16 protein-coding genes and 1 riboswitch are annotated in these 21,662 nt (G+C 67.4%); of the genes, 10 read left to right on the top strand and 6 right to left on the bottom strand.

Annotation, left to right across the window (positions count from 1 at the left end; translation table 11 throughout):
• Positions 1 to 66: 66 nt before the first annotated feature.
• The 3 genes from ABE473_RS11575 (at position 67) to ABE473_RS11565 (ending at position 2,460) form a co-directional block, all read left to right on the top strand.
• Complete coding sequence (locus ABE473_RS11575; RefSeq protein ID WP_346489572.1) at positions 67 to 930, top strand: pirin family protein; 864 nt, start codon at positions 67 to 69, stop codon at positions 928 to 930.
• Between the two features lie 114 nt (positions 931 to 1,044).
• Entirely contained in the window at positions 1,045 to 1,767 is a 723-nt protein-coding gene (gene aqpZ / locus ABE473_RS11570; RefSeq protein ID WP_346489571.1) for an aquaporin Z, read from the top strand.
• Positions 1,768 to 1,998: 231 nt separating this feature from the next.
• Positions 1,999 to 2,460: a hypothetical protein gene (locus ABE473_RS11565; RefSeq protein ID WP_346489570.1), complete on the top strand. Its 462-nt coding sequence runs from the start codon at positions 1,999 to 2,001 to the stop codon at positions 2,458 to 2,460.
• Positions 2,461 to 2,584: 124 nt separating this feature from the next.
• On the opposite strand, the gene ABE473_RS11560 is transcribed toward ABE473_RS11565, so the two are convergent.
• Positions 2,585 to 3,436 carry a pirin family protein gene (locus ABE473_RS11560; RefSeq protein WP_346489569.1) on the bottom strand — a complete coding sequence of 284 codons (852 nt, stop codon included), beginning with the start codon at positions 3,434 to 3,436 and terminating at the stop codon, positions 2,585 to 2,587.
• Between the two features lie 227 nt (positions 3,437 to 3,663).
• Between ABE473_RS11560 and ABE473_RS11555 the strand changes: the two genes are divergently transcribed.
• Complete coding sequence (locus tag ABE473_RS11555) at positions 3,664 to 5,745, top strand: carbon starvation CstA family protein (protein WP_346489568.1); 2,082 nt, start codon at positions 3,664 to 3,666, stop codon at positions 5,743 to 5,745.
• Positions 5,745 to 5,969, top strand: coding sequence for a CstA-like transporter-associated (seleno)protein (locus ABE473_RS11550; RefSeq protein ID WP_019183464.1), 225 nt, complete (start codon positions 5,745 to 5,747; stop codon positions 5,967 to 5,969). The genes ABE473_RS11555 and ABE473_RS11550 overlap by 1 nt, the downstream gene beginning before the upstream one ends.
• 141 nt (positions 5,970 to 6,110) lie before the next feature.
• Here the strand turns inward: ABE473_RS11550 and ABE473_RS11545 are convergent, their stop codons facing one another.
• The 3 genes from ABE473_RS11545 to ABE473_RS11535 all read right to left on the bottom strand — a co-directional run bounded on the left by ABE473_RS11545 (position 6,111) and on the right by ABE473_RS11535 (position 9,494).
• Entirely contained in the window at positions 6,111 to 7,361 is a 1,251-nt protein-coding gene (locus ABE473_RS11545; RefSeq protein ID WP_346489567.1) for a DUF819 family protein, read from the bottom strand.
• A 113-nt stretch (positions 7,362 to 7,474) separates the two neighbouring features.
• On the bottom strand, positions 7,475 to 8,806 hold the full coding sequence (locus ABE473_RS11540) for a HAMP domain-containing sensor histidine kinase (RefSeq protein ID WP_346489566.1): 1,332 nt from the start codon (positions 8,804 to 8,806) through the stop codon (positions 7,475 to 7,477).
• On the bottom strand, positions 8,793 to 9,494 hold the full coding sequence (locus ABE473_RS11535) for a response regulator transcription factor (RefSeq protein ID WP_346489565.1): 702 nt from the start codon (positions 9,492 to 9,494) through the stop codon (positions 8,793 to 8,795). Before ABE473_RS11535 ends, ABE473_RS11540 begins: the two co-directional genes overlap by 14 nt.
• 130 nt (positions 9,495 to 9,624) lie before the next feature.
• Here ABE473_RS11535 and ABE473_RS11530 point away from each other — a divergent pair, with 130 nt between their 5' ends.
• From ABE473_RS11530 to ABE473_RS11515, 4 genes are all read left to right on the top strand, one after another.
• Positions 9,625 to 11,334, top strand: a complete 1,710-nt coding sequence (locus ABE473_RS11530; RefSeq protein ID WP_346489564.1) for a glycosyltransferase family 39 protein — start codon at positions 9,625 to 9,627, stop codon at positions 11,332 to 11,334.
• Positions 11,335 to 11,554: 220 nt separating this feature from the next.
• Positions 11,555 to 12,205 carry a phosphatase PAP2 family protein gene (locus ABE473_RS11525; protein ID WP_346489618.1) on the top strand — a complete coding sequence of 217 codons (651 nt, stop codon included), beginning with the start codon at positions 11,555 to 11,557 and terminating at the stop codon, positions 12,203 to 12,205.
• Entirely contained in the window at positions 12,202 to 13,854 is a 1,653-nt protein-coding gene (locus ABE473_RS11520) for a phosphoethanolamine--lipid A transferase (protein ID WP_346489563.1), read from the top strand. The genes ABE473_RS11525 and ABE473_RS11520 overlap by 4 nt, the downstream gene beginning before the upstream one ends.
• A 378-nt stretch (positions 13,855 to 14,232) precedes the next feature.
• Positions 14,233 to 16,215 (top strand): M2 family metallopeptidase, encoded by a 1,983-nt coding sequence (locus ABE473_RS11515; RefSeq protein ID WP_346489562.1) that lies wholly within the window; start codon positions 14,233 to 14,235, stop codon positions 16,213 to 16,215.
• A gap of 122 nt (positions 16,216 to 16,337) precedes the next feature.
• Here ABE473_RS11515 and ABE473_RS11510 read toward each other — a convergent pair whose 3' ends face one another.
• Positions 16,338 to 16,724, bottom strand: a complete 387-nt coding sequence (locus tag ABE473_RS11510; protein ID WP_176989172.1) for a hypothetical protein — start codon at positions 16,722 to 16,724, stop codon at positions 16,338 to 16,340.
• A 70-nt stretch (positions 16,725 to 16,794) separates the two neighbouring features.
• Entirely contained in the window at positions 16,795 to 18,018 is a 1,224-nt protein-coding gene (locus tag ABE473_RS11505; RefSeq protein WP_346489561.1) for a multidrug effflux MFS transporter, read from the bottom strand.
• Between the two features lie 280 nt (positions 18,019 to 18,298).
• Positions 18,299 to 18,400, top strand: a riboswitch (glycine riboswitch).
• Between the two features lie 89 nt (positions 18,401 to 18,489).
• On the opposite strand from ABE473_RS11505, the gene gcvP reads away from it, so the two are divergent.
• Entirely contained in the window at positions 18,490 to 21,369 is a 2,880-nt protein-coding gene (gcvP, locus tag ABE473_RS11500) for an aminomethyl-transferring glycine dehydrogenase (RefSeq protein WP_346489560.1), read from the top strand.
• Positions 21,370 to 21,662: the final 293 nt, after the last annotated feature.

The raw sequence follows: 21,662 nt of genomic DNA, 5'->3' as shown, positions 1-21,662 counted from the left end.
AGGCCTCCCACCCCCACACCCCGCGTGCGATCCTCCCGCTCTGTCCCCGCCCGCGAGACCGCCCGCATGACGACCATCATCGCCCCCCGCATCCATGACATCGGTGGCCTGCAGGTGCGCCGCGCCGTGCCGACCCTGCAGGCGCGCAGCGTCGGCCCCTTCGTCTTCGTCGACCAGATGGGCCCGGCCGTGCTCTCCCCCGGCACCGGCATCGACGTGCGCCCGCACCCGCATATCGGCCTGGCCACCGTCACCTTCCTGTGGTCCGGCGCCATCGGCCACCGCGACACGCTCGGCTCGGACCAGGTCATCCGCCCCGGCGACGTCAACTGGATGACCGCCGGCCGTGGCATCGCCCACTCCGAACGCACGCCTGCCATCGAGCGCGAACACGACCATCCGCTGCACGGCATGCAGACCTGGCTGGCGCTGCCGAAGAGTGCCGAAGAGACCGATCCCGCCTTCTACCACCATGCCGCCGACACCCTGCCCCAGCAGCGCCGCAACGGTGCCTGGCTGCGCGTCATCGCCGGCCGCGCGTACGGCGAAGAATCCCCGGTCAAGGTGTTCGCCGATACCCTCAACGTCGCCATCGATCTCGACGCCGATGCGGAAATCGACCTGGATACCGGCCACGCCGAGCGTTCGCTGTACATCCTCGAAGGCCAGGCCCAGCTCGACGGCGTGGACGTTCCCGCCCAGCACCTGATCATCCCCGAACCCGGCGCCCGCGGCCGCCTGCGCGCCAAGACCCCGATCAAGGCGATGCTGATGGGCGGCGAGCCGCTCGATGGCCCGCGCCACCTCTGGTGGAACTTCGTCTCCAGCTCCACCGAGCGGATCGAGCAGGCCAAACACGACTGGGAATCCGGCCGCTTCGGCACGATTCCGGGGGACGACAAAGAGTTCATTCCGCTGCCCGCGTACTGAGCCGCACACCCGGCGGCCAACCGTTCGTCGGGTCTTGACGTGACCGTCACCCCGATGAACCCCGATTCAGCTACGTTGCGCCTGCCCACCCCGGGCATAACGTGGAGCACATCGATGAGCATGGGCAAGCGTCTGGCCGCCGAGTTTCTGGGCACGTTCTGGTTGGTGTTGGGTGGGTGTGGCAGCGCGGTGCTGGCCGCCACGTTCGGCGGCGACGGCAATCCGCTGGGGATCGGTTTCGTGGGCGTCGCGCTGGCCTTCGGCCTGACCGTGCTGACCGGCGCCTATGCGTTCGGGCATGTCTCCGGCGCGCACTTCAATCCGGCCGTCAGCGTCGGCCTGTGGGCCGGCGGCCGCTTCCCGGCCCGTGACCTGCTCCCCTACATCGTCGCGCAGGTGCTCGGTGGTGCGCTGGCCGGCTTCATCCTGCTGCAGATCGCCTCCGGCGCGCCCGGCTTCCAGATCGATGGCAGCCAGGCCGGCGCGTTCGCCAGCAACGGGTATGGCGCGCTCTCACCGGGAAGCTACAGCCTCGCGGCGGCGTTCCTGTGCGAAGTGGTGCTGACCGCCTTCTTCCTGATCGTCATCATGGGCTCGACCCACGGCAACGCACCGGCGGGCTTTGCCCCGATCGCGATCGGGCTGGCCCTGACCCTGATCCACCTGATCAGCATTCCGGTCACCAACACCTCGGTCAATCCGGCCCGCTCTACCGCCGTGGCCCTGTTCGCCGGCAGCGGTGCGCTGAGCCAGCTCTGGCTGTTCTGGCTGGCGCCGCTGCTGGGCGGCCTGATCGGCGGCATCGTCTACAAATGGATCGGCGCGGCGCCCCGCTGAGGATCCGGCCGGGCGGCCGCGCGCTGCCCGGCCCGCGGTGCGGAAAGGTTCACCTGAAACCGTTATTTGTACACTGAGTCACATTCCGTTAAGGTCCGGGTCACTCGTCCGACACTGACGGCAGCGAGTCATCCGGTACGCGCGCGGGGAATGCGCCACCACGGCCTGGGTTGTCGACGGCCGCCGGAATGCCTGTCAGCGACGGACGCGATCATCGACCCTGGGGGAACCATGAACGTCCTGAGCGCTGTCGTGTGTGTGTGTCTGCTGATGTCTGTCGGCGCCGTCGCGGCGCAATCCACCAGCGAATGTCCGTCCCTGCCCGCCAGCAGCGGCCTGCACTGGCAGGAACTGGCCCAGCGGGATCTGATCCTGTGCAAGGCCAGCACCGCCGAGGGACGTGAAGTACTCAGTCTCACTTTGAGTGTCCGCAACCCCGAGCTGCCGTTGAACCGCGCGCTGCGCCAGGAAAAAGGCAGCTTCGCGGGTGAAACGCTGTACTGGTACCAGCCCGACCTGGGCGGCCAGAAACCGCCGGGCTACGACACCCGCCGGATTACCGTGGTGAAGTTCGACAGGAACCGCTTCGCCCAGATCGCGCTGTATGCCGGTGATCCCAATGAACTCGGTTCGCTGCAGTCGCTGGCACAGGGGATGAACCTGACGCCCTCGGCCGTTGCCGCCGGGCGCTGAGGAAGAGGCCGGGACGGTGCGCCGCACTCATCCCGGAAGCAACAGTAGCGCCGGCCGCTGGCCGGCGCCTCCCCCACGGTCAGGTGTCATGCGGTTGCCGGCCAACGGCCGGCACTGCCGCGCCTCAGAAGCGGCCTTCCTGGAAATCCACGAAGGCCTGCATCAGCTCCTGCTTGGTGTTCATCACGAACGGCCCGTGCCGCATCACCGGCTCGCGCAGCGGGCGGCCCGCCACCAGGATCAGGCGCGCACCGGTCTCGCCCGCGCGCAGGGTCAGCTGCTGACCGCCGCCCAGCACCGCCAATTCCTGCTTGGCCACCGGGCGCGCATCGTCGCCCTCGCCGATCTCCAGCCCCCCTTCGAACACGTAGGCAAACGCGTTGTGGCCATCAGGCAGCGTGTAGCTCCAGCCCGCGCGCGCCTCCAGGGTGATGTCCAGATACACCGGGTCGGTGGCCGGCTGCACGATCGGCCCGGCGGTGTCACCCACCTGCCCGGCGATCACCTTGACCTGCACGCCCTCGGCCGGCGCCGTCACCGGGATGTGGTCCGGCGCGAACTCCTGGTATTTCGGGTCCGTCATCTTGTCGCGCGCCGGCAGGTTCACCCACAGCTGGAAACCGCGCATCTGGCCGGATTCCTGCTCGGGCATCTCCGAGTGGATCAGGCCGCGTCCGGCGGTCATCCACTGCACGCTGCCCGGCGTGAGCAGGCCCTCGTTGCCGTGGTTGTCCTTGTGCCGCATGCGGCCGTCGAGCATGTAGGTGACGGTCTCGAACCCGCGGTGCGGATGGCTGGGGAAGCCGGCGATGTAGTCCTCGGCACGGTCCGTGCCGAATTCATCCAGCAGCAGGAACGGATCCAGGTCGGGCAGCGACGGCCCACCGATGACCCGCGTCAGGCGGACGCCGGCGCCATCGGAGGTGGCCATGCCACGGATGGTGCGCAGCACGCGCACCGGGGTTGGGCTGCTCATGGTGACTCCAGGGTCGGTGATCTATCGACAAGATGGCCTCGCCGGCCCCGCCGGCCAACCGTCACGCCCGCAACCGATTGTTCCAAGCGTGATGTTCCGATGACGTGCACGGGCACGTGCCACAACCAGCCTACGACCAAAGTACTAGCGGCAAGCCCCCGTCATTGCATTGACCCCGTCAGTGCCAAGGCGGACTCTTACGACGATCTCCAGGGAGACGCAATCTCATGAAAGGTTTTTCGAAACTGGGCTGGGCAGTCATCGCACTGCTTGGCGCATTCTGTCTAGGCACCGTCGCGCTGCGCCGCGGTGAACCCATCAATGCGCTGTGGATCGTCGTCGCTGCGGTCTCCATCTATCTCATCGCGTATCGCTTCTACAGCCTGTTCATCGCCGACAAGGTGATGCAGCTCGATCCGACCCGGGCCACGCCCGCGGTGATCAACAACGATGGCCTGGACTACGTTCCGACCAACAAGCACGTGCTGTTCGGCCACCACTTCGCCGCCATCGCCGGTGCAGGCCCGCTGGTCGGGCCGGTGCTGGCCGCGCAGATGGGCTACCTGCCCGGCCTGCTCTGGCTGGTGGTGGGCGTGGTCGTGGCCGGCGCGGTGCAGGATTTCATGATCCTGTTCCTCTCCAGCCGCCGCAACGGTCGCTCGCTGGGCGATCTGGTGCGCGAGGAAATGGGGCCGGTGCCCGGCACCATCGCCTTGTTCGGTGCCTTCCTGATCATGATCATCATCCTCGCGGTGCTGGCGATGGTGGTGGTCAAGGCGCTGGCCGAAAGCCCCTGGGGCATGTTCACGGTCATCGCGACCATGCCGATCGCGATCCTGATGGGCGTGTACATGCGCTACATCCGCCCGGGCAAGATCGGTGAGATTTCCGTGGTCGGCCTGATCCTGCTGCTGGCCGCGATCTGGTTCGGTGGCAAGGTCGCCGCCGATCCGGTCTGGGGCCCGGCCTTCACCTTCACCGGCATCCAGATCACCTGGATGCTGATCGGCTACGGCTTCGTTGCCTCGGTGCTGCCGGTGTGGCTGCTGCTGGCGCCGCGCGACTACCTGTCCACCTTCCTCAAGATCGGCACCATCGTGGCGCTGGCGATCGGCATCCTGATCGTCATGCCGGAACTGAAGATGCCGGCGCTGACCCAGTTCGCCGCTACTGGCGACGGCCCGGTCTGGAAAGGCGGGATGTTCCCGTTCCTGTTCATCACCATCGCCTGCGGCGCGGTGTCCGGTTTCCATGCGCTGATCGCCTCGGGCACCACGCCCAAGCTGCTCGCCAATGAGCGCCACATGCGCTACATCGGCTACGGCGGCATGCTGATGGAATCGTTCGTCGCGGTGATGGCGCTGGTGGCCGCCTCGATCATCGATCCGGGCATCTACTTCGCCATGAACGCGCCGGCCGCCGTGATCGGTCCGGATGCGGTCTCCGCTGCGGCCTACATCAGCAATACGTGGGGCTTCATCATCACCCCCGAGCAGCTGGAGGCGACGGCCGCGGCCATCGGCGAGCCCACCATCCTGCACCGCGCCGGTGGCGCACCGACGCTGGCGGTGGGCATCGCGCAGATCCTGCACGAGGCGATCCCGAGCGGCAGCAACGCGATGATGGCGTTCTGGTACCACTTCGCGATCCTGTTCGAAGCCTTGTTCATCCTCACTGCGGTCGATGCCGGTACCCGTGCCGGTCGCTTCATGCTGCAGGACCTGCTGGGCAACTTCATCCCGGCCCTGAAGAAGACCGAATCGTGGACTGCCAACATCATCGCCACCGCCGGCTGCGTGGCGCTGTGGGGCTATCTGCTCTACACGGGCGTGGTCGATCCCTTCGGCGGCATCCAGACCCTGTGGCCGCTGTTCGGCATCTCCAACCAGATGCTGGCGGGTATCGCACTGATGCTCGGCACCGTGGTGCTGTTCAAGATGAAGCGTGACCGCTTCGCCTGGGTGACCGGCGTGCCGGCCGTGTGGCTGCTGATCTGCACCACGTATGCGGGCCTGATCAAGATCTTCGACAAGAACCCGGCACAGGGCTTCCTGGCCCAGGCGCACAAGTACCAGGATGCGATCGCCAGCGGCACGCTGACCGCGCCGGCCAAGACCGTCGGCCAGATGCACCAGATCGTGGTCAACGCCTACGTCAACACCGGCCTGACCGTGCTGTTCCTGTTCGTGGTGTTCTCGATCCTGTTCTACGCGATCAAGACCATCTTCATGGCCCGTCGCACCCCGCAGCGGACCGACAGGGAAACCCCGTACGTGGCGCTGGAACCGCACCAGATGGCGGACCTGTGATGAGTACCGAACTCGTCCCCGCCGGTCAGTACCAGGCCCACCGCCGCATCTGGCGGCGCCTGGTGCAGACCGCGCGGCTGTGCTGCGGCATTCCCGACTACGACAACTACGTCCGGCATGTGCTGGAGAAGCATCCGGACCGCGTGCCGATGGACTACAAGACGTTCTTCCGCGAGCGCCAGGAGGCGCGTTACAGCGGCAAGAACGGAGGACGGTGCTGCTGAAGCCGCAGCATCCGCACGGTCCCGACTGTTGATCGGGATACCGATACAAAAAAACGGCGGCGCGAAAGCGCCGCCGTTTTCATTGGGCCGCACCGCGGCCTGGACCGGCCACGACGTGGGTCGTGGCGCCTCGATCCCGCCTTAGGCGCCGGCCATCCACTTCAGGATCAGCCCGGTCACATAGGCCAGCCCGGTCCCGGTGGCATAGCCCACGGTGCCCAGCAGCACGCCGACCGGGGCCAGCGATGGATGGAATGCCGCGGCGACCACCGGGGCCGATGCCGCTGCACCGATGTTGCCCTGCGAGCCGATCGCGAAGAAGAACAGCGGTGCGCGCAACAGCTTGGCGGCGATCCACAGCACCAGAATGTGCGTGAGCATCCAGATCGCACCGAGCGCGAACAGCCACGGACGGTCGAGCAGCGAGAGCAGGTCCATCTGCATGCCGATGCAGGCGATCAGGAAGTACAGGAACATCGTGCCAAGACGCGACGCACCGGCCGATTCCAGCCGCCGCGCGCGGGTGAAGCTCAGGGCCAGGCCGAGCGCGGTGGACAACAGGACCACCCAGACGAATGCGCTGTCCAGGCTGAACTGGCTGGCCCAGCTCACATTGGCCTTGAACCAGCCGCTCAGCGGCGCCGCGATGGCATGCGCCAGGCCGACACCACCCAGTGCCACACCGACGATCACCATCAGGTCGGTCAGGCTGGGAATGCGCGCGTTCTGCGCTTCGTAGGCAGAAATCCGGGCTTTCATCTCATCGATGGCGCGGGTATCGGCCCCGTTGCGCGCATCGATCTGCGGGGCGCGGTTGGCCAGGAACAGCAGCACCGCCATCCACAGGCTCGCGCAGGCCACATCGACCACGGCGAACTGGCCGAACGTGGTCGCATCGGTGCCGAATACTTCGCGCATCGCCACCATGTTGGCACCGCCACCGATCCAGCTGCCGGCCAGTGCGGCCATGCCCTTCCAGGTATCGCCGGCCACGGTGGCCGGGTGGATCCAGGACATCGTCTGGAACGACACGATGGCGCCGAGGATGATGCCCAGCGTGCCGGCGCAGAACACCAGCAGCAGCTTCGGGCCGAGCTTCATGACGCCCTTCAGGTCGATCGAGAGCGTCAGCAGCACCAGCGCGGCAGGCAGCAGCACGTCACGGGCGATCGGGTTGTAGAGCGAGGTGTTGTGGCCGTCGATGAGGCCGGCGGTGTTGTAGATGGCCGGGATGAAGTAGCACAGCAGCAGCGCCGGCACCCAGGCGAACACCTTCTTCAGCAGCGGCGTCGGGCCGCTGGCGGCCCAGAAAATCACGGCGAGCGTGGCGGCGATCAGGCCGAGGCCGACGATGTCATTGGTGATCAGGGCAGTACTGGGTTCGGTCGGCATCACGCCATCCTCTGTCGATCGAAGGGATAAAAAAAGCGCCGCATAGAGCGGCGCCTCCGGAGCTTAACATTGTCTTCACGAGGTCACACTTTGCAGCGCAGCGATCAGGGCGATCACGACGCTGGCAGCGAGCCCGTGCGGCTGCGCTCCGGCAGCGAGGCCCCCAGATCCAGGATCACGCAGGTCCCACGCGGCACGCAGGGCTGGATCTGCAACGCCCAGCCAAGGTGTTCACAGAGCCGGGCGATGAGCTCCAGGCCGATCCCGCTCTGCTCGTTGCGGTCGCCCCGCGCCATGCGGGCGTAGACGGCCGCGATCTCCTCCGGGCTCATGCCCAGCCCGGGATCCTGCAGCGTCACCACCGCCTGGTCCGACACTTGGATGTGGATCGTGCCGCGGCCACTGTTCTCGATCGCGTTGCGCAGCAGGTTGCCGATCGCCGCCTGCACCACGCCCAGCGGCGCGATGATGTCCACCCGCGCCAGGCCATCGATCCCGATGCGCAGGTCCTTGTCGCCCATCAGGTGACGATGGTCTTCGATGATGTCCGGTACCAGCAGGTCCAAGGGAATGCGTTCGCCCAGTGCGGCCAACCGCGCAGGATCGCGCGCGAGCACCAGCAGCAGCTGGATCAGTTGCTCCACGCCCTGCGCCGTGCGGTGCACGCGCTGCATCTGCTGTCGCGCACGCTCAGGGATGTCAGGCTGGCCGAGCGCCAGCTCCGAGGCCCCGGTGATCACCGCGATCGGCGTGCGCAGTTCATGGCTGGCCGTGCTGATGAACACGCGCTCGCGCTCGACGAACTGTTCGTTGCGCGCCAGGTAATCGTTGAGCGCATTGGCAATGACGTACAGCTCCGAGCTGGCACGCGGGTCCACCTCCACCCGCTGCCCGGGAACACCCGGGTGCAGCTCATCGATGCGCTTGGCCAGCGAGCTCAGCGGGCGCACCAACCGGCCGACGCCGAAGGACGCCATCAGCACGGTGACGATGATCATCAGCACGCCGGCCAGCAACACCCAGCGCGTGGCGAACTGTTCCAGCTCATGGAAATCGTTGATGTCCAGCACCAGCGCCAGCCGCCCCAGCTGCGGGGTCTCGCGGATCATCACCGCACTCTGGCGATCATTGACCATCACCCCGTCGTGCAGGCCCGGGTGCAGCGTGCGCAGGCTCTCCGGCACCGCCGGGCTGCCGTTGATATGGAACAACCGCAGTGTGTCCGAATCCTGCCAGCGGTAGTGCGGCTCGTGTTCGATGTGGTTGACGATGCTGTCCAGCTCGGAGTTGAGCAGCGCGCGCCATGCCGAGTGCTCGGCATGTTCATGCACATAGTTGCCCACGCTGAACACCGCCAGCGAGATCAGGGCCAGATACCCCAGCAGCCACCACACCATGCGCCGGTGCATCGGCGCTGGCATGGGCGTGCGCTTACGCCACTGCATCGGCAGTATCCGCAGCCGACACGCCCAGGCGGTACCCCACCCGCGGCAGGGTATGGATCAGCTTCTTTTGGAACGGGCCATCCACGCTGCGGCGCAGTTCGTAGACATGCGAGCGCAGCAGATCGCCGTCGGGCAGCTCGTCGCCCCACAGCGCGAACTCCAGCTGCTGGCGGGTGACCGCCCCCGGGCTGGCACGCATCAGCACTTCCAGCAGTTTGCGGCAGGCCGGATACAGGTGCAGCGGCTTGCCGTCGCGCTGCGCTTCCAGCGTGGCCAGATCCAGCCTGAGGTCGGCCACCTCCAGCACCTTGCGCGGGTTGCGCCCTTTGGCACGCACCATCAGTGCTTCCAGGCGCACTTCCAGCTCGGGCAGCGCGAACGGCTTGGTCAGATAATCATCGGCGCCGGCGCGGAAACCGGCGATCTTGTCCGGCAGTTCGTCGCGGGCGGTCAGCATGATCACCGGCACTTCCGAACCGTGGTCGGCGCGCAGCCGCCGCAGCACTTCCGGGCCTTCCATGCGCGGCAGCATCCAGTCCAGGATCAGCGCGTCATAGGGCTGCGACACGGCCAGATGCAGCCCGGTCACGCCGTCGGGCGCGACATCAAGCACATGGCCCCGCGATTCGAAGTAATCGAAAAGATTGGCAACCAGCTGACGGTTGTCTTCAATGACCAGCAGCCGCATGGGACACTCTCTTGACCGGTTGCGCGCATGGTAGCGGGAACCATGTCGGAATCCGGTCGCAATCGGGTGGTTCCGACGCTTTTCCTACGCTGTCGGGCAGACAGTGGCTGTTTTGCCGATGAGCCTGGGCGTGACCGAATCCTTCTTCCTGCGGCGCTGGCCGCGTGTGCTGGTCTGCCTTGCCCTGCTGCTGGCGCTGGCGGCCGGCATCGGCCTGCGCCAGCCCTCGCCGCCGGATGAGCCGCGTTTCGTGCTGGCGGCCCGTGCCATGGTCGACTCCGGCCAGTGGCTGCTGCCCCACCGCGGCAGCGAACTGTATGCGGAAAAACCCCCTGTTTTCATGTGGATGCAGGCGGCCAGCCACCAGCTGTTCGGCGGCTGGGCCGTTGCCTTCCTGGTGCCGTCGCTGCTGGCGGCCCTGCTGACCCTGTGGCTGACCTGGGATATGGGTCGGCGGCTGTGGACCCGGCGCGTCGGGTGGTGGGCCATGCTCGCCTTGTTCAGTTGCCTGCAGTTCGGCCTGATGGCCAAACGGGCCCAGATCGACATGGTGCTGGTGGCGATGACCACCCTGTCGCTGTGGGGGCTGCTGCGGCATCTGCTGGAGGGCCGCAACCGGCCGGCGCTGTGGCTGGCCGGCGTCGCGGCCGGTCTCGGCACGGTGACCAAGGGCGTGGGCTTCCTGCCGCTGCTGGTGCTGGTGCCGTTTGCCCTCTGGCGCTGGCGCACTCGTGGCACGGCGCTGCCGCCGGGCAGCGCGCGCGATCTGTGGTGGCTGCTGCCGGCGTTCCTGCTCGGCACCGCGGTCTGGCTGGCGCCGTTGGGGGTGGCACTGCTGCACTCGCCCGATCCGGCCCTGCACGCGTATGCGCGTGAACTGCTGTTCAAACAGACCGGCACCCGCTACGCCAACGCCTGGCACCACGTAAAGCCGGCCTGGTACTACCTGCAGGTGATGGCGACCCTATGGCTGCCCGGCAGCCTGCTGCTGCCCGCGCTGATCCCGGCATGGTGGCGGCGCCTCAAGCGCCTGGACGGGCGCTGGTGGCTGCTGCTGGGCTGGGCCCTGCTGGTACTGGTGTTCTTCAGCGCGAGCCCGGGCAAGCGCGAGGTCTATATCTTCCCGATGCTGCCCGCGCTGTGCCTGGCCGCCGCGCCCCTGCTGCCCGGGCTGCTGCGTCGTGCCGGGCCGCGTTGGCTGCTGTGGGCGTATGTCGTCGTGCTGGGCGCGGCCGGGTTGTACATCGGCCTGCAGCTCTGGAACGGCAGTGCGTGGGCGCATGCGCAACTGGCACGGCGCGCCATGCCCGACAGCCTGCTGCCGGTGCTCGGCGGCTGGCTGCTCGCCTTCGGCGTAGTGCTGCTGGCCTTGGCACTGTGGTGGCGGCCACGCCGTGTCGGCGCGCTGGTGGTGGCGACGTCATTCCTGCTCTGGAATCTGTATGGCTGGGTGCTGATGCCAACCCTGGACCCGTACAGCTCCGCCTCCGCCGTGATGCAGCAGGTGGGCGCGCGGATCGGCCCGCAGGCCGAACTGGGCGTGGTCGCCTGGCGCGAGCAGAACCTGCTGCAGGCCGACCGCCCCGTCACCGACTTCGGTTTCAAGACACCGTGGGAGCAGCAATGGCAGGCCGCCGGCCCGTGGCTGGCGCAGGCGCCCGCGCAGCGCTGGCTGCTGGTGCTGGATGAAGCGATCAGTCCCTGCGTGGACCCCGCGGCCGTGATCGAGATCGGCAGCGCGAACCGCAACCGCTGGCTGCTGTTGCCGGGCACCGCGTGGCAGCCGGACTGCCACGCGGCGGTGACCGCGACCGACACCGCGCAGGACGAGGAAGACTGAACGGCAGGTCGCGCTTAACCGGTGGCCAACATCGCTCCGACCGCTCTCCGACACCCCGCTGACGACCATGGCGCCGGAATCTCCGCCGGCCCCTTTGTCCATGTTCCCAGCGTCCACCGTTGCTCTTTCCTCCGCGCCCGTTGCCACGGCCACGCCGGGTTTCCTCCGCGACCACCTCTGGGCTCCGCTGGCGTTGACCCTGCTCGCCAGTGCGGTGCTGATGGGCGCCGGGGGCGACCAGTGGCTGGCCGACCAGTGGTATCGCCTGGAAGGCCAGCAGTGGGCGCTGCAGAACGCCTGGTTCACCACGCATCTGATCCATCAAGCCGGCAAATGGGCCAGCAGTGTGGCGGCGCTCGTGGCGATCGTGCTGTGTTTCCACGCGTGGCGCAGCGAGCGTGCGGCCGGGTGGCGCTGGCCGCTGCTGTACCTGGTGCTGGCGGTCGCGCTGGGCACCGGTCTGGTCTCGCTGCTCAAGTCATTGACCAACATGGACTGCCCGTGGGATCTGACCCGCTACGGCGGCACCCGCGCGTTCATCGGCCTGTTCGCCACACGCCCACCGGGCATGCCGCGCGGGGTGTGCTTCCCGGGCGGGCACTCCAGCGCAGGCTTTGCGTGGATCAGCCTGTACTTCTTCGCCCTGATGGTGCGCCCCGCCTGGCGCTGGCGCGGCCTGGCGGTCGGCCTGCTGGCCGGCGGCGTGTTCGGGTTCTCGCAGCAACTGCGTGGCGCGCATTTCCTCTCGCATGATCTGTGGACGCTGGCCATCTGCTGGGGGGTGTCGCTCGGCCTGTATCTGCCGGTACAGCGTGTGCTGCGCGGCGAACGTAGCGCTGCACCGGTCGCCGGCCCGGGAGAGGCCGCATGAGCGCCACCCTCCCGCGCGCCGCGCGCTTCCCGGCGCTGGCCGCGCTGCGTGCCTGGCGCCCGCAGTGCACGACCGAGACCCTGATCCTGCTCACCAGCGTGTTCTTCGCGCTGGCCTGCAATGGCTTGTTCTGGCACAGCGCGATGGCGACCCACCCGGGTAGCCTCCGCTTCGCGCTCTCGCTGCTGCTGTTCCTGGTCGGCGCGCACAGCCTGCTGATGGGGCTGCTGGTCTGGCGCTGGAATGCCAAGGTGATCCTCAGCGTGCTGCTGATCGGCACCGCACTGGCTGCGCACTACATGGGCAGTTACCACATCTATCTGGATGCGGACATGCTGCGCAACGTGCTGGCGACCGACCACAAGGAGAGCCGGGAACTGATCACCCCCACCCTGATCCTGCCGTTGCTGCTGTTGGCCTTCGCACCCATGCTGCTGCTGTGGCGCGTGCAGCTGCGCCGGCGCACGCTGGGCGCGGCGCTGCTGTGGCGCATCGGTTTTCTGCTGCTCTCGGCGTTGATCGCCTTCGGCGGGGCGATGCTGTCCTTCCAGGAAATGTCATCGCTGATGCGCAACCAGCGCGAAGTGCGTTACCTGGCCACGCCCGGCAATTTCCTGCTCGGCCTGCCCAAGGCAGTGCGCGGTGACAATCCGATCCAGCGCGCTCCCAAGCTGCCGATCGGCATGGATGCCAAAGCGACTCCGCGTGCTGCGGCCAGCCGCCCGCGCCTGCTGGTGATCGTCATGGGCGAGACCGCGCGCGCGCAGAACTGGGGGCTCAACGGCTACGCCAGGCAGACCACGCCGGAACTGGCCCAGGCCGGAGTGATCAACTTCCGCGACATGCACTCGTGCGGCACCAGCACCGAAGTTTCCCTGCCCTGCCTGTTCTCGCCCTACGGCCGCCACGACTACGACGAGAAGAAGATCCGCGCGCACCAATCGCTGCTGCACGTACTGGACCACGCCGGCATCGCCACGTTGTGGCGCGACAACCAGTCCGGCTGCAAGGGCGTCTGCGAGGGCCTGGAGATGCAGGCACTGGACGATGCCAAGCACCCGACCCTGTGCACCAACGGGCGCTGCATGGATGAAATCCTGATCGACGACCTCGCCGCCCAGGTCCGCGCCAGACCCGGTGACCGCGTGGTGGTGCTGCATCAGCTGGGCAACCACGGGCCGAGCTACTTCGAGCGCTATCCGGCACGCTTCCGCCGCTTCACCCCCACCTGCGATACACCGGACCTCGGCAAATGCAGCCGCGCGCAGATCACCAACAGTTACGACAACGCGCTGCTGTACACCGATCACCTGCTCTCGCGCACGATCGGCACCCTCAAGGGCATGGACGACTACGACACCGCGATGATCTACCTCTCCGATCACGGCGAGTCGCTGGGCGAGAAGGGTCTGTACCTGCACGGTGTGCCGTACGCGATCGCCCCGCAGGAACAGACCCGCGTGCCGATGACGATGTGGTTCTCCCCGTCCTTCGCCGCCAACCGTGGGCTCAACCTGGCCTGCGTGCGGGAGCGCGCGGGCAAGTACACCGATCACGACACTCTGTTCCCGTCGGTGCTGGGGCTGATGCAGGTCAAGACCTCGGTGTATGAGCGTGACCGGGATCTGTTTGCGTCGTGCGAGGTTTGAAGCGGAACGACCACTGCTGTCAGCTATTCGCTCTTCCGTTTTGGTCGAGGCAGGCAAAGGCACAGCATTCGCTGAGACAGCCAACGTTCGCTCTGAACGCCGTTGTTGTTCCCATGAGCACCGACCCACTGTCGACGGGGCGGTGTGGGTGGGTTGGCGGGACCGTTATGCGCCATGGATGGCGCATATCGAGCCCCCATGGACGGGTTCACGGCGGGTCCCGACAACCCGCTCGCACCGACCCAAACCACGATGCCATGACGCCACGCCGTTGACGTTGGCGCTACGATCCCACCCGAACCCTGCTGCCCTGCCCCTTGCGGTGCGCCCGGCGCTTCACTAGCCTTCGCCGGTCTGTCACCACCCAAGGATGTGCCCGTGAACCACCGCCCGCTCCTGCTGGCCCTGGCAGTCAGTGCTGCCGCACTGACGCTGGCGGCCTGCCAGAAGGAACCGTCCCCCGCCGATGCACCGGCTGCGGGCGCCACCCAGTCCAAGGAAACCGCGGACCAGTTCATCGCCCGCGTCAACGCCGAGTACAAGGCCATGTACCCGGAAATGACCTCGGCGCAGTGGCTGTCCTCCACCTACATCAATGACGATTCCGAGCGCGTCGCGGCCAAGGCCAACGAACGCTGGCTCACCGTCCTCAACGGCTGGATCACCCAGGCCGGCCAATACGACGGCCAGCCCATGAGCGAAGACACCAAGCGCCAGATCCACCTGCTCAAGCTGATGACCTCCATGCCGGCCCCGCGCGACCCGGCCAAGCTCTCCGAGCTGACCCGCATCGCCAGCCGCATGGAAGGCGCCTACGGCTCCGGCAAGTACTGCACCGACGAAGCCAACCCGCAGACCTGCCGCCAGCTCGGCGACCTGGAACAGGTGCTCGCCCGCAGCCGCGACTACGACCAGCAGCTGGACGCCTGGCAGGGCTGGCACGGCACCACCAAGCCGATGCGCGCCGATTACGAACGCTTCGTCAGCCTGGTCAATGAAGGCGCCAAGGAAATGGGCTTCGCCGACGCCGGCCAGATGTGGCGCAGCGGCTACGACATGCCCGCCGACCAGATCGGACCGGAAACCGACCGCCTGTGGGACCAGGTCAAGCCGATGTACGAGCAGCTGCACTGCTATGCACGTACCAAGCTCGACGCCACCTACGGCAAGGACAAAGCCGAGGTCAACGGCGGCCTGATCGCCGCGCACCTGACCGGCAACATGTGGCAGCAGGACTGGTCCAACCTGTGGGACCAGCTGGAACCGTACCCCGGCGCGGGCAACCTGGATATCACCGCCGCACTGGAAAAGCAGTACCAGACCAACCTCAGCGGCGCGTTGGCCAAGGCCGGCAGCGGCGCGAACGTGGAGGCGCTGTACAAGGCGCAGCGTGAGGCCGAACTGCGCACCGCCAAGCAGATGACCGAGCGCGCGCAGGACTTCTACGTCTCGCTCGGCATGCCGGCCCTGCCGAAGTCGTACTGGGACAAGACCCAGTTCATCAAGCCGCTGGACCGTGATGTGGTCTGCCACGCCAGCGCGTGGGACATGAACATGGACGGCGACGTGCGCACCAAGATGTGCATCAAGCCCAACGAAGAGAACTTCACCACGATCTACCACGAGCTGGGCCATATCTATTACGACCTGGCCTACAACCCGCTGCCGCCGTTGTTCCAGGGCGGCGCCAACGACGGCTTCCACGAAGCGATCGGCGACACCATCGTGCTCGCGATGACGCCGCAGTACCTCAACTCGATCGGCCTGGTCGACACGCCGCAGGAAAGCCGCGAAGCCACCATCAACGCGCAGATGCGCATGGCCCTGAGCGGTGTGTCGTTCCTGCCGTTCGGCCTGATGATCGACCGCTGGCGCTGGGGCGTGTTCGACGGTTCGATCACCCCGGACCATTACAACCAGGCGTGGTGGGACCTGAAGGCCAAGTACCAGGGCGTGGCCCCGGCCAGCGCGCGCGGTGAGGAATTCTTCGACGCGGGTGCCAAGTACCACGTGCCGGGCAACACCCCCTACACCCGCTACTTCCTGGCGCGCATCCTGCAGTTCCAGTTCTACAAGGGCCTGTGCGATGCGTCCGGCTACAAGGGCCCGCTGCACCAGTGCAGCTTCTACGGCAACAAGGAAGCCGGCCAGAAGTTCTGGGCGATGCTGAGCAAGGGCGCCAGCCAGCCGTGGCAGGCCACGCTGAAGGAAATCACCGGCGGCGACAAGCTCGATGCCGGCCCGATGATCGAGTACTTCACCCCGGTCAACGAGTGGCTCAAGCAGCAGAACCAGGGCCAGATGTGTGGCTGGCAGGCTTCGACGGCCGCGGCTGCACCGGTGGCCCCCAAGGCACCGTAACGGCTGCCGCCGGGGCCCGCCCGGCGACAGCGGTAAAACGAAAAACCGGCCGCAAGGCCGGTTTTTTTATGCGCACATCGGGGACTGCAGCCGGGGGACGGGCACGGCCACCCAACGCGGCGTTATGACTTCGGTTTCAGGGCTGCCGCCAGCTCGACCTTGAACTGCTCGAAATCCATGCCGTCCGCTTTCGCCTCGGCATGCGCGGCGTCCTTCAGTGCATCCGAATACACCAGGCGCACCGGCGTTCCCTGGCGTTCGTGCAGTTCGGCGGCCTGCATGATCAGGGCCAGCACCCGCGCCGCGCTCGGCGTCTGGCCGGCGATGCGACCATCCATGCCCAGCACCCACTCGCCGTCCCGGCGGACGATGCCGGCCAGCAGCGTGCGCTGCTGGTCCCGCAGTTCGGCATGCGGCTCAACCGGCGTGGCGGTGGCCTGCTCGCGGTTGGCGGCCTGGGTTTCGCGGCGCCGGCGGATGTCGCGGCGCAGTTTGGAGGTGGTCGACATGGGAAAATCCGGACTGCGTCAAAGCGCCAAGGATACCGCACGGCCCCTGGCGGGCCTGTGCGGCAGGGGGTCACTCGATGGGCGTCAGTACTTCACGGCGGCGCTCGGCGTGCCGCTCCCAGTACCAGAAGCTGCCACCGATGGCGAAGAACGCCGCGTAGCCCAAGGCCAGATGCAGGGGGCTGCTGCTGAGCATCGGCGAGACCACGCCGGCCACCACCGTGTTGATCATCAGCTGGATGAACATCTGCATGGACGAGGCCAGGCCGCGCTGATGCGGATACATGTCCAGCACGGCCAGCGCCAGGATCGGGAAGATCAGCGCCATGCCGACACCGCCCAGGAAGATCGGCATCACCGCCCACGGCAATGCGATCTGCGGCACCGACACCACGTAACCGAAATTCAGCAGCGCCGAGACCGCGCACAGCGCGAAGCCGATCGCGATCTGCCGCTGCGGCACGATCCGCCCGGCCATCCGGCCGGACAGGAACGAGCCCACGGTCATGCCGCCGATGGTCGGAATGAACAGCCAGGCAAAGCCGCCCTCGCCCAGCTGCAGGTGCTGCATCACGAACACCGGCGCCGAGGCGATGTACAGGAAGATGCCGGAGAAATTGAACGCCCCGGCCGCGGCCAGGCGCAGCAGGCGCGGGTTGGAGCCCATGCGCGCGTAGCTGCGGAGCAGTTCGCGCATCGACAGCGGCGTGCGTGCTTCAACGGGGTGGGTTTCCGGCAGCCACTTGCTGGTGGCCAGCAGCAGCACCACGCCGAACAGCACCAGGAACCAGAAGATCAACGGCCAGTCGCCGCCGCCCAGCAGGATCCAGCCACCGATGATCGGCGCGATCGCCGGCGCGACGCCGAAGATCATCGAGACCTGGCTCATCAACCGCTGCGCATCGGCACCGTGGTACAGATCACGGATCACCGCGCGGCCGACGATCACGCCGACACCGGCGGTCACGCCCTGCAGCGCGCGGAACACCAGCAGCGTGGTCATGTCGCGCGACAGCGCACAACCAATCGAGGCGCCGATGAACAGCACCAGCCCGCCGATGATCACCCGCCGGCGGCCGAACGCATCCGAGAGCGGGCCGTGCGCCAGGCTCATCAGGCCGTAGAACAGCAGGTACACGCTGATGGTCTGCTGCACCGCGACCTGGTCCACTTGCATGCGGTCGCCCAGCAGCAGGAAGGCCGGGAAAATGGTGTCGATCGAGAACGGACCGAACATCGCCAGGCCTGCGAGCAGCAGGGCCAGGCGGCGGGTCGAGGGTGAGGCGGGCGTCATGCGGGCTTCCGTCAGCGGCCGTGCGCAATGCGCGGCGGGCGCCAGCCCGGTACGGGCGGCGCCAGATGAATACGAGGATCCAGCGATCATAGGCCTTTGCCGCGCCCGGCACCATGCCCGGGGGCACGTTTCCGGGGTCCGGACGGCCCCGTATTCATGTGCTGGAAAGGCCCAGCGGCCGAAAGCGCTGGGCTATAATCGCCGGGCTACATGGTGGGAGAAGCGGACACCCGCTGCCGAAGGCGCAACGCCCGTAATCGCTCAGGCCCGATACCACCCGCATCAAAACTCTGGAGAGACCGGCGAATGCCGGCGCCGAAGGGGCACGAAGCACGCAGATGCGCGCTTTTAAACTCTCAGGCAAAAGGACAGAGGGGCACCCAGGAAGACCGCAAGGTCCGGTGGATCGCTGTCGCCCGCGACGCGCCCTGGCCCCGGCCGCTTTCCGAACGTGCGTGCCCACTCTCCGAGATGCCAGCCATGTCCCAGAACACCCCCTCCCTGCGCGAGCTTGAACACAGCCACGCGTTCGTCGAACGCCACATCGGCCCCAACGACGCCGAAATCGCGCAGATGCTCGACGTGGTCGGCCACGCCTCGCTGGACGCGCTGACCGATGCGATCGTCCCGGCCGGGATCAAGTCGCCGGCACCGCTGGACCTGCCCGAGTCGCTGACCGAAGTGCAGGCACTGGCCAAGATCCGCGCCATCGCCGACAAGAACCAGGTCTTCCGCACCTTCATCGGCCAGGGCTACTACGGCACGCTGACCCCGAACGTCATCCTGCGCAACGTGCTGGAAAACCCGGCGTGGTACACCGCCTACACCCCGTACCAGGCCGAGATCTCGCAGGGCCGCATGGAAGCGCTGATCAACTTCCAGACCCTGTGCGCCGACCTGACCGGCATGGAGATCGCCAACGCCTCGCTGCTGGATGAAGCCACCGCCGCCGCTGAAGCGATGACGCTGGCCAAGCGCTCGGCCAAGTCGAAGTCCGACACCTTCTTCGTGCACGACGCCGTGCACCCGCAGACGCTGGAACTGCTGCGCACCCGCGCCGAGCCGATGGGCATCGTGCTGCGCGTGGGCACGCCGGCCGAGGCGATGGACGCCGAAGCCTACGGCGTGCTGCTGCAGTACCCGGATACCTTCGGCCATATCGGCGACTACAAGGCGCTGGCCGATGCCGTGCACGCGCGTGGCGGCCTGGTCGCGGTGGCGACCGACCTGCTGGCGCTGACCCTGATCGCCGCTCCCGGCGAATGGGGCGCGGACATCGTGGTCGGCAACTCGCAGCGGTTCGGCGTGCCGTTCGGCTTCGGTGGCCCGCACGCCGCCTTCATGGCCTGCCGCGATGCGTACAAGCGCTCGATGCCGGGCCGCCTGATCGGCGTCTCGGTCGATGCGCAGGGCAATGCCGCCTACCGCCTGACCCTGCAGACCCGCGAGCAGCACATCCGCCGCGAGAAGGCGACCTCCAACATCTGTACCGCCCAGGTGCTGCTGGCGGTGATGGCCTCGATGTATGCCGTGTACCACGGCCCGGAAGGCCTGACCCGCATCGCCCGCCGCACCCACCGCCTGGCCGCGATCCTGGCCGCTGCCCTGCGCAGCGCCGGCGTCAACGTGGGCGAGCACTTCTTCGACACCCTGCACGTCAGGGACATCGACGCCAAGGCGATCCACGCCAAGGCCGCCGCAGCGCGCATCAACCTGCGTGCGATCGACAGCGACGCGGTCGGCATCAGCCTGGACGAAACCGCCACCCGCGCCGACATCGTCGCGCTCGGCCAGCTGTTCGGTGCGACCGTCGACGTGGACGCACTGGATGCGGCCACCGCCGATGCGCTGCCGGCCGATCTGGTGCGCACCAGCGCCTTCCTGACCCACCCGGTGTTCAACACCCACCACAGCGAACACGAACTGCTGCGTTACCTGCGTTCGCTGGCGGACAAGGACCTGGCCATGGATCGCACCATGATCCCGCTGGGCAGCTGCACCATGAAGCTCAACGCCACCGCCGAGATGATCCCGGTGACCTGGCCGGAGTTCGCCAACATCCATCCGCTGGCCCCGGCCGACCAGGCCACCGGCTACAAGGAACTGATCGACGGCCTCGAAGCGATGCTGGTCGAGTGCACCGGCTACGACGCGGTCAGCCTGCAGCCGAACTCCGGCGCGCAGGGCGAATACGCCGGCCTGCTGGCGATCCGCGCCTACCACCGCTCGCGCGGCGAAGGCCACCGCGACGTCTGCCTGATCCCGGATTCGGCGCACGGCACCAATCCGGCCTCGGCGCAGATGTGCGGCATGAAGGTCGTGGTGACCAAGACCGATGCCAACGGCAACGTCGACCTGGACGACATCCGCATCAATGCGGAGAAGTACAGCGACCGCCTGGCCGCGCTGATGATCACCTACCCGTCCACGCATGGCGTGTTCGAGGAAGAGGTGGTGGACATCTGCGAGATCGTGCACAAGCACGGTGGCCAGGTGTACACCGACGGCGCCAACATGAACGCCCTGGTCGGCGTGGCCAAGCCCGGCAAGTGGGGCTCGGACGTGTCGCACCTGAACCTGCACAAGACCTTCTGCATCCCGCACGGCGGCGGCGGCCCGGGCGTCGGCCCGTGCGCGGTCAAGTCGCACCTCGCGCCGTTCCTGCCGAAGGTGCTGGGCGGCGAAGGCGATGTCGGCATGGTCAGCGCGGCCAGCTTCGGCAGCGCCTCGATCCTGCCGATCAGCTGGATGTACATCACGCTGATGGGCACCGCCGGCCTGCGCAAGGCCACCCAGGTCGCGCTGCTCAACGCCAACTACATCGCCAAGCGCCTGGCCCCGCACTTCAAGACCCTGTACACCGGCCGCAACGGGCTGGTGGCACACGAGTGCATCCTGGACGTGCGTCCGCTGGAGAAGACCTCCGGCATCGGCGCCGAGGACGTGGCCAAGCGCCTGATCGACTTCGGCTTCCACGCCCCGACCCTGAGCTTCCCGGTCGCCGGCACGCTGATGGTGGAACCGACCGAGAGCGAATCGCTGCACGAGCTGGATCGCTTCATCAACGCGATGATCCAGATCCGCGAGGAAATCGCCGCGATCGAAGACGGGCGACTGGACCGTGAGGACAATCCGCTCAAGCACGCCCCGCATACCGCCACGGCGGTCTCGGCCAGCGAGTGGGCCCACGCCTACCCGCGTGAGCTGGCGGCCTTCCCGCTGGCCAGCCTGCGCCAGCAGAAGTACTGGCCGCCGGTGGCGCGCGTGGACAACGTCTACGGCGACAAGAACGTGATGTGCGCCTGCATCCCGGTCGATGCGTACAAGGAAGACGAGGGCGTGGAGGTCTAAGCCCTCCTGCCCGGATGCAACAGCAGACGGCCCGCGCAAGCGGGCCGTTTTTGCTATGGGCTGCTGCCGACTCCCCACCTCCCGACTCCCGGTTCCCGCGCGCCTTGGAGGAGAGCCGCCTTCAGATTCTGCAGGCTGGGCAGGGGTGTGTGGGTTCGCGGGACACGCCGTGAATCCATCCATGGAGCAACTGTGTTGTTGGAGGGACTTCGGCCCCTCCAGCAGACGGGCGCGGTAGTGCCGGCCGCTGGCCGGCAGCCTTTGGAGATGTGCCCGTGCGCGCTTCAGGCCGG

The sequence above is a fragment of the Stenotrophomonas sp. TWI700 genome (assembly GCF_039673645.1).
Taxonomy (GTDB): Bacteria; Pseudomonadota; Gammaproteobacteria; order Xanthomonadales; family Xanthomonadaceae; genus Stenotrophomonas; species Stenotrophomonas maltophilia_AA.
The sequence above is the reverse complement of the archived record's forward strand: the minus strand, read 5'-3'. Positions and strand labels throughout refer to the sequence as shown.

What these genes read in the sequence shown, in the direction of transcription:
- ABE473_RS11560 (WP_346489569.1), bottom strand. Translation starts at nt 3,436, where the DNA reads ATGAGCAGCCCAACCCCGGTGCGCGTGCTGCGCACCATCCGTGGCATG.
- aqpZ (WP_346489571.1), top strand. Translation starts at nt 1,045, where the DNA reads ATGAGCATGGGCAAGCGTCTGGCCGCCGAGTTTCTGGGCACGTTCTGG.
- ABE473_RS11535 (WP_346489565.1), bottom strand. Translation starts at nt 9,494, where the DNA reads ATGCGGCTGCTGGTCATTGAAGACAACCGTCAGCTGGTTGCCAATCTT.
- ABE473_RS11550 (WP_019183464.1), top strand. Translation starts at nt 5,745, where the DNA reads ATGAGTACCGAACTCGTCCCCGCCGGTCAGTACCAGGCCCACCGCCGC.
- ABE473_RS11565 (WP_346489570.1), top strand. Translation starts at nt 1,999, where the DNA reads ATGAACGTCCTGAGCGCTGTCGTGTGTGTGTGTCTGCTGATGTCTGTC.
- ABE473_RS11545 (WP_346489567.1), bottom strand. Translation starts at nt 7,361, where the DNA reads ATGCCGACCGAACCCAGTACTGCCCTGATCACCAATGACATCGTCGGC.
- ABE473_RS11540 (WP_346489566.1), bottom strand. Translation starts at nt 8,806, where the DNA reads ATGCAGTGGCGTAAGCGCACGCCCATGCCAGCGCCGATGCACCGGCGC.
- ABE473_RS11555 (WP_346489568.1), top strand. Translation starts at nt 3,664, where the DNA reads ATGAAAGGTTTTTCGAAACTGGGCTGGGCAGTCATCGCACTGCTTGGC.
- gcvP (WP_346489560.1), top strand. Translation starts at nt 18,490, where the DNA reads ATGCCAGCCATGTCCCAGAACACCCCCTCCCTGCGCGAGCTTGAACAC.
- ABE473_RS11505 (WP_346489561.1), bottom strand. Translation starts at nt 18,018, where the DNA reads ATGACGCCCGCCTCACCCTCGACCCGCCGCCTGGCCCTGCTGCTCGCA.
- ABE473_RS11525 (WP_346489618.1), top strand. Translation starts at nt 11,555, where the DNA reads ATGGGCGCCGGGGGCGACCAGTGGCTGGCCGACCAGTGGTATCGCCTG.
- ABE473_RS11520 (WP_346489563.1), top strand. Translation starts at nt 12,202, where the DNA reads ATGAGCGCCACCCTCCCGCGCGCCGCGCGCTTCCCGGCGCTGGCCGCG.
- ABE473_RS11510 (WP_176989172.1), bottom strand. Translation starts at nt 16,724, where the DNA reads ATGTCGACCACCTCCAAACTGCGCCGCGACATCCGCCGGCGCCGCGAA.
- ABE473_RS11575 (WP_346489572.1), top strand. Translation starts at nt 67, where the DNA reads ATGACGACCATCATCGCCCCCCGCATCCATGACATCGGTGGCCTGCAG.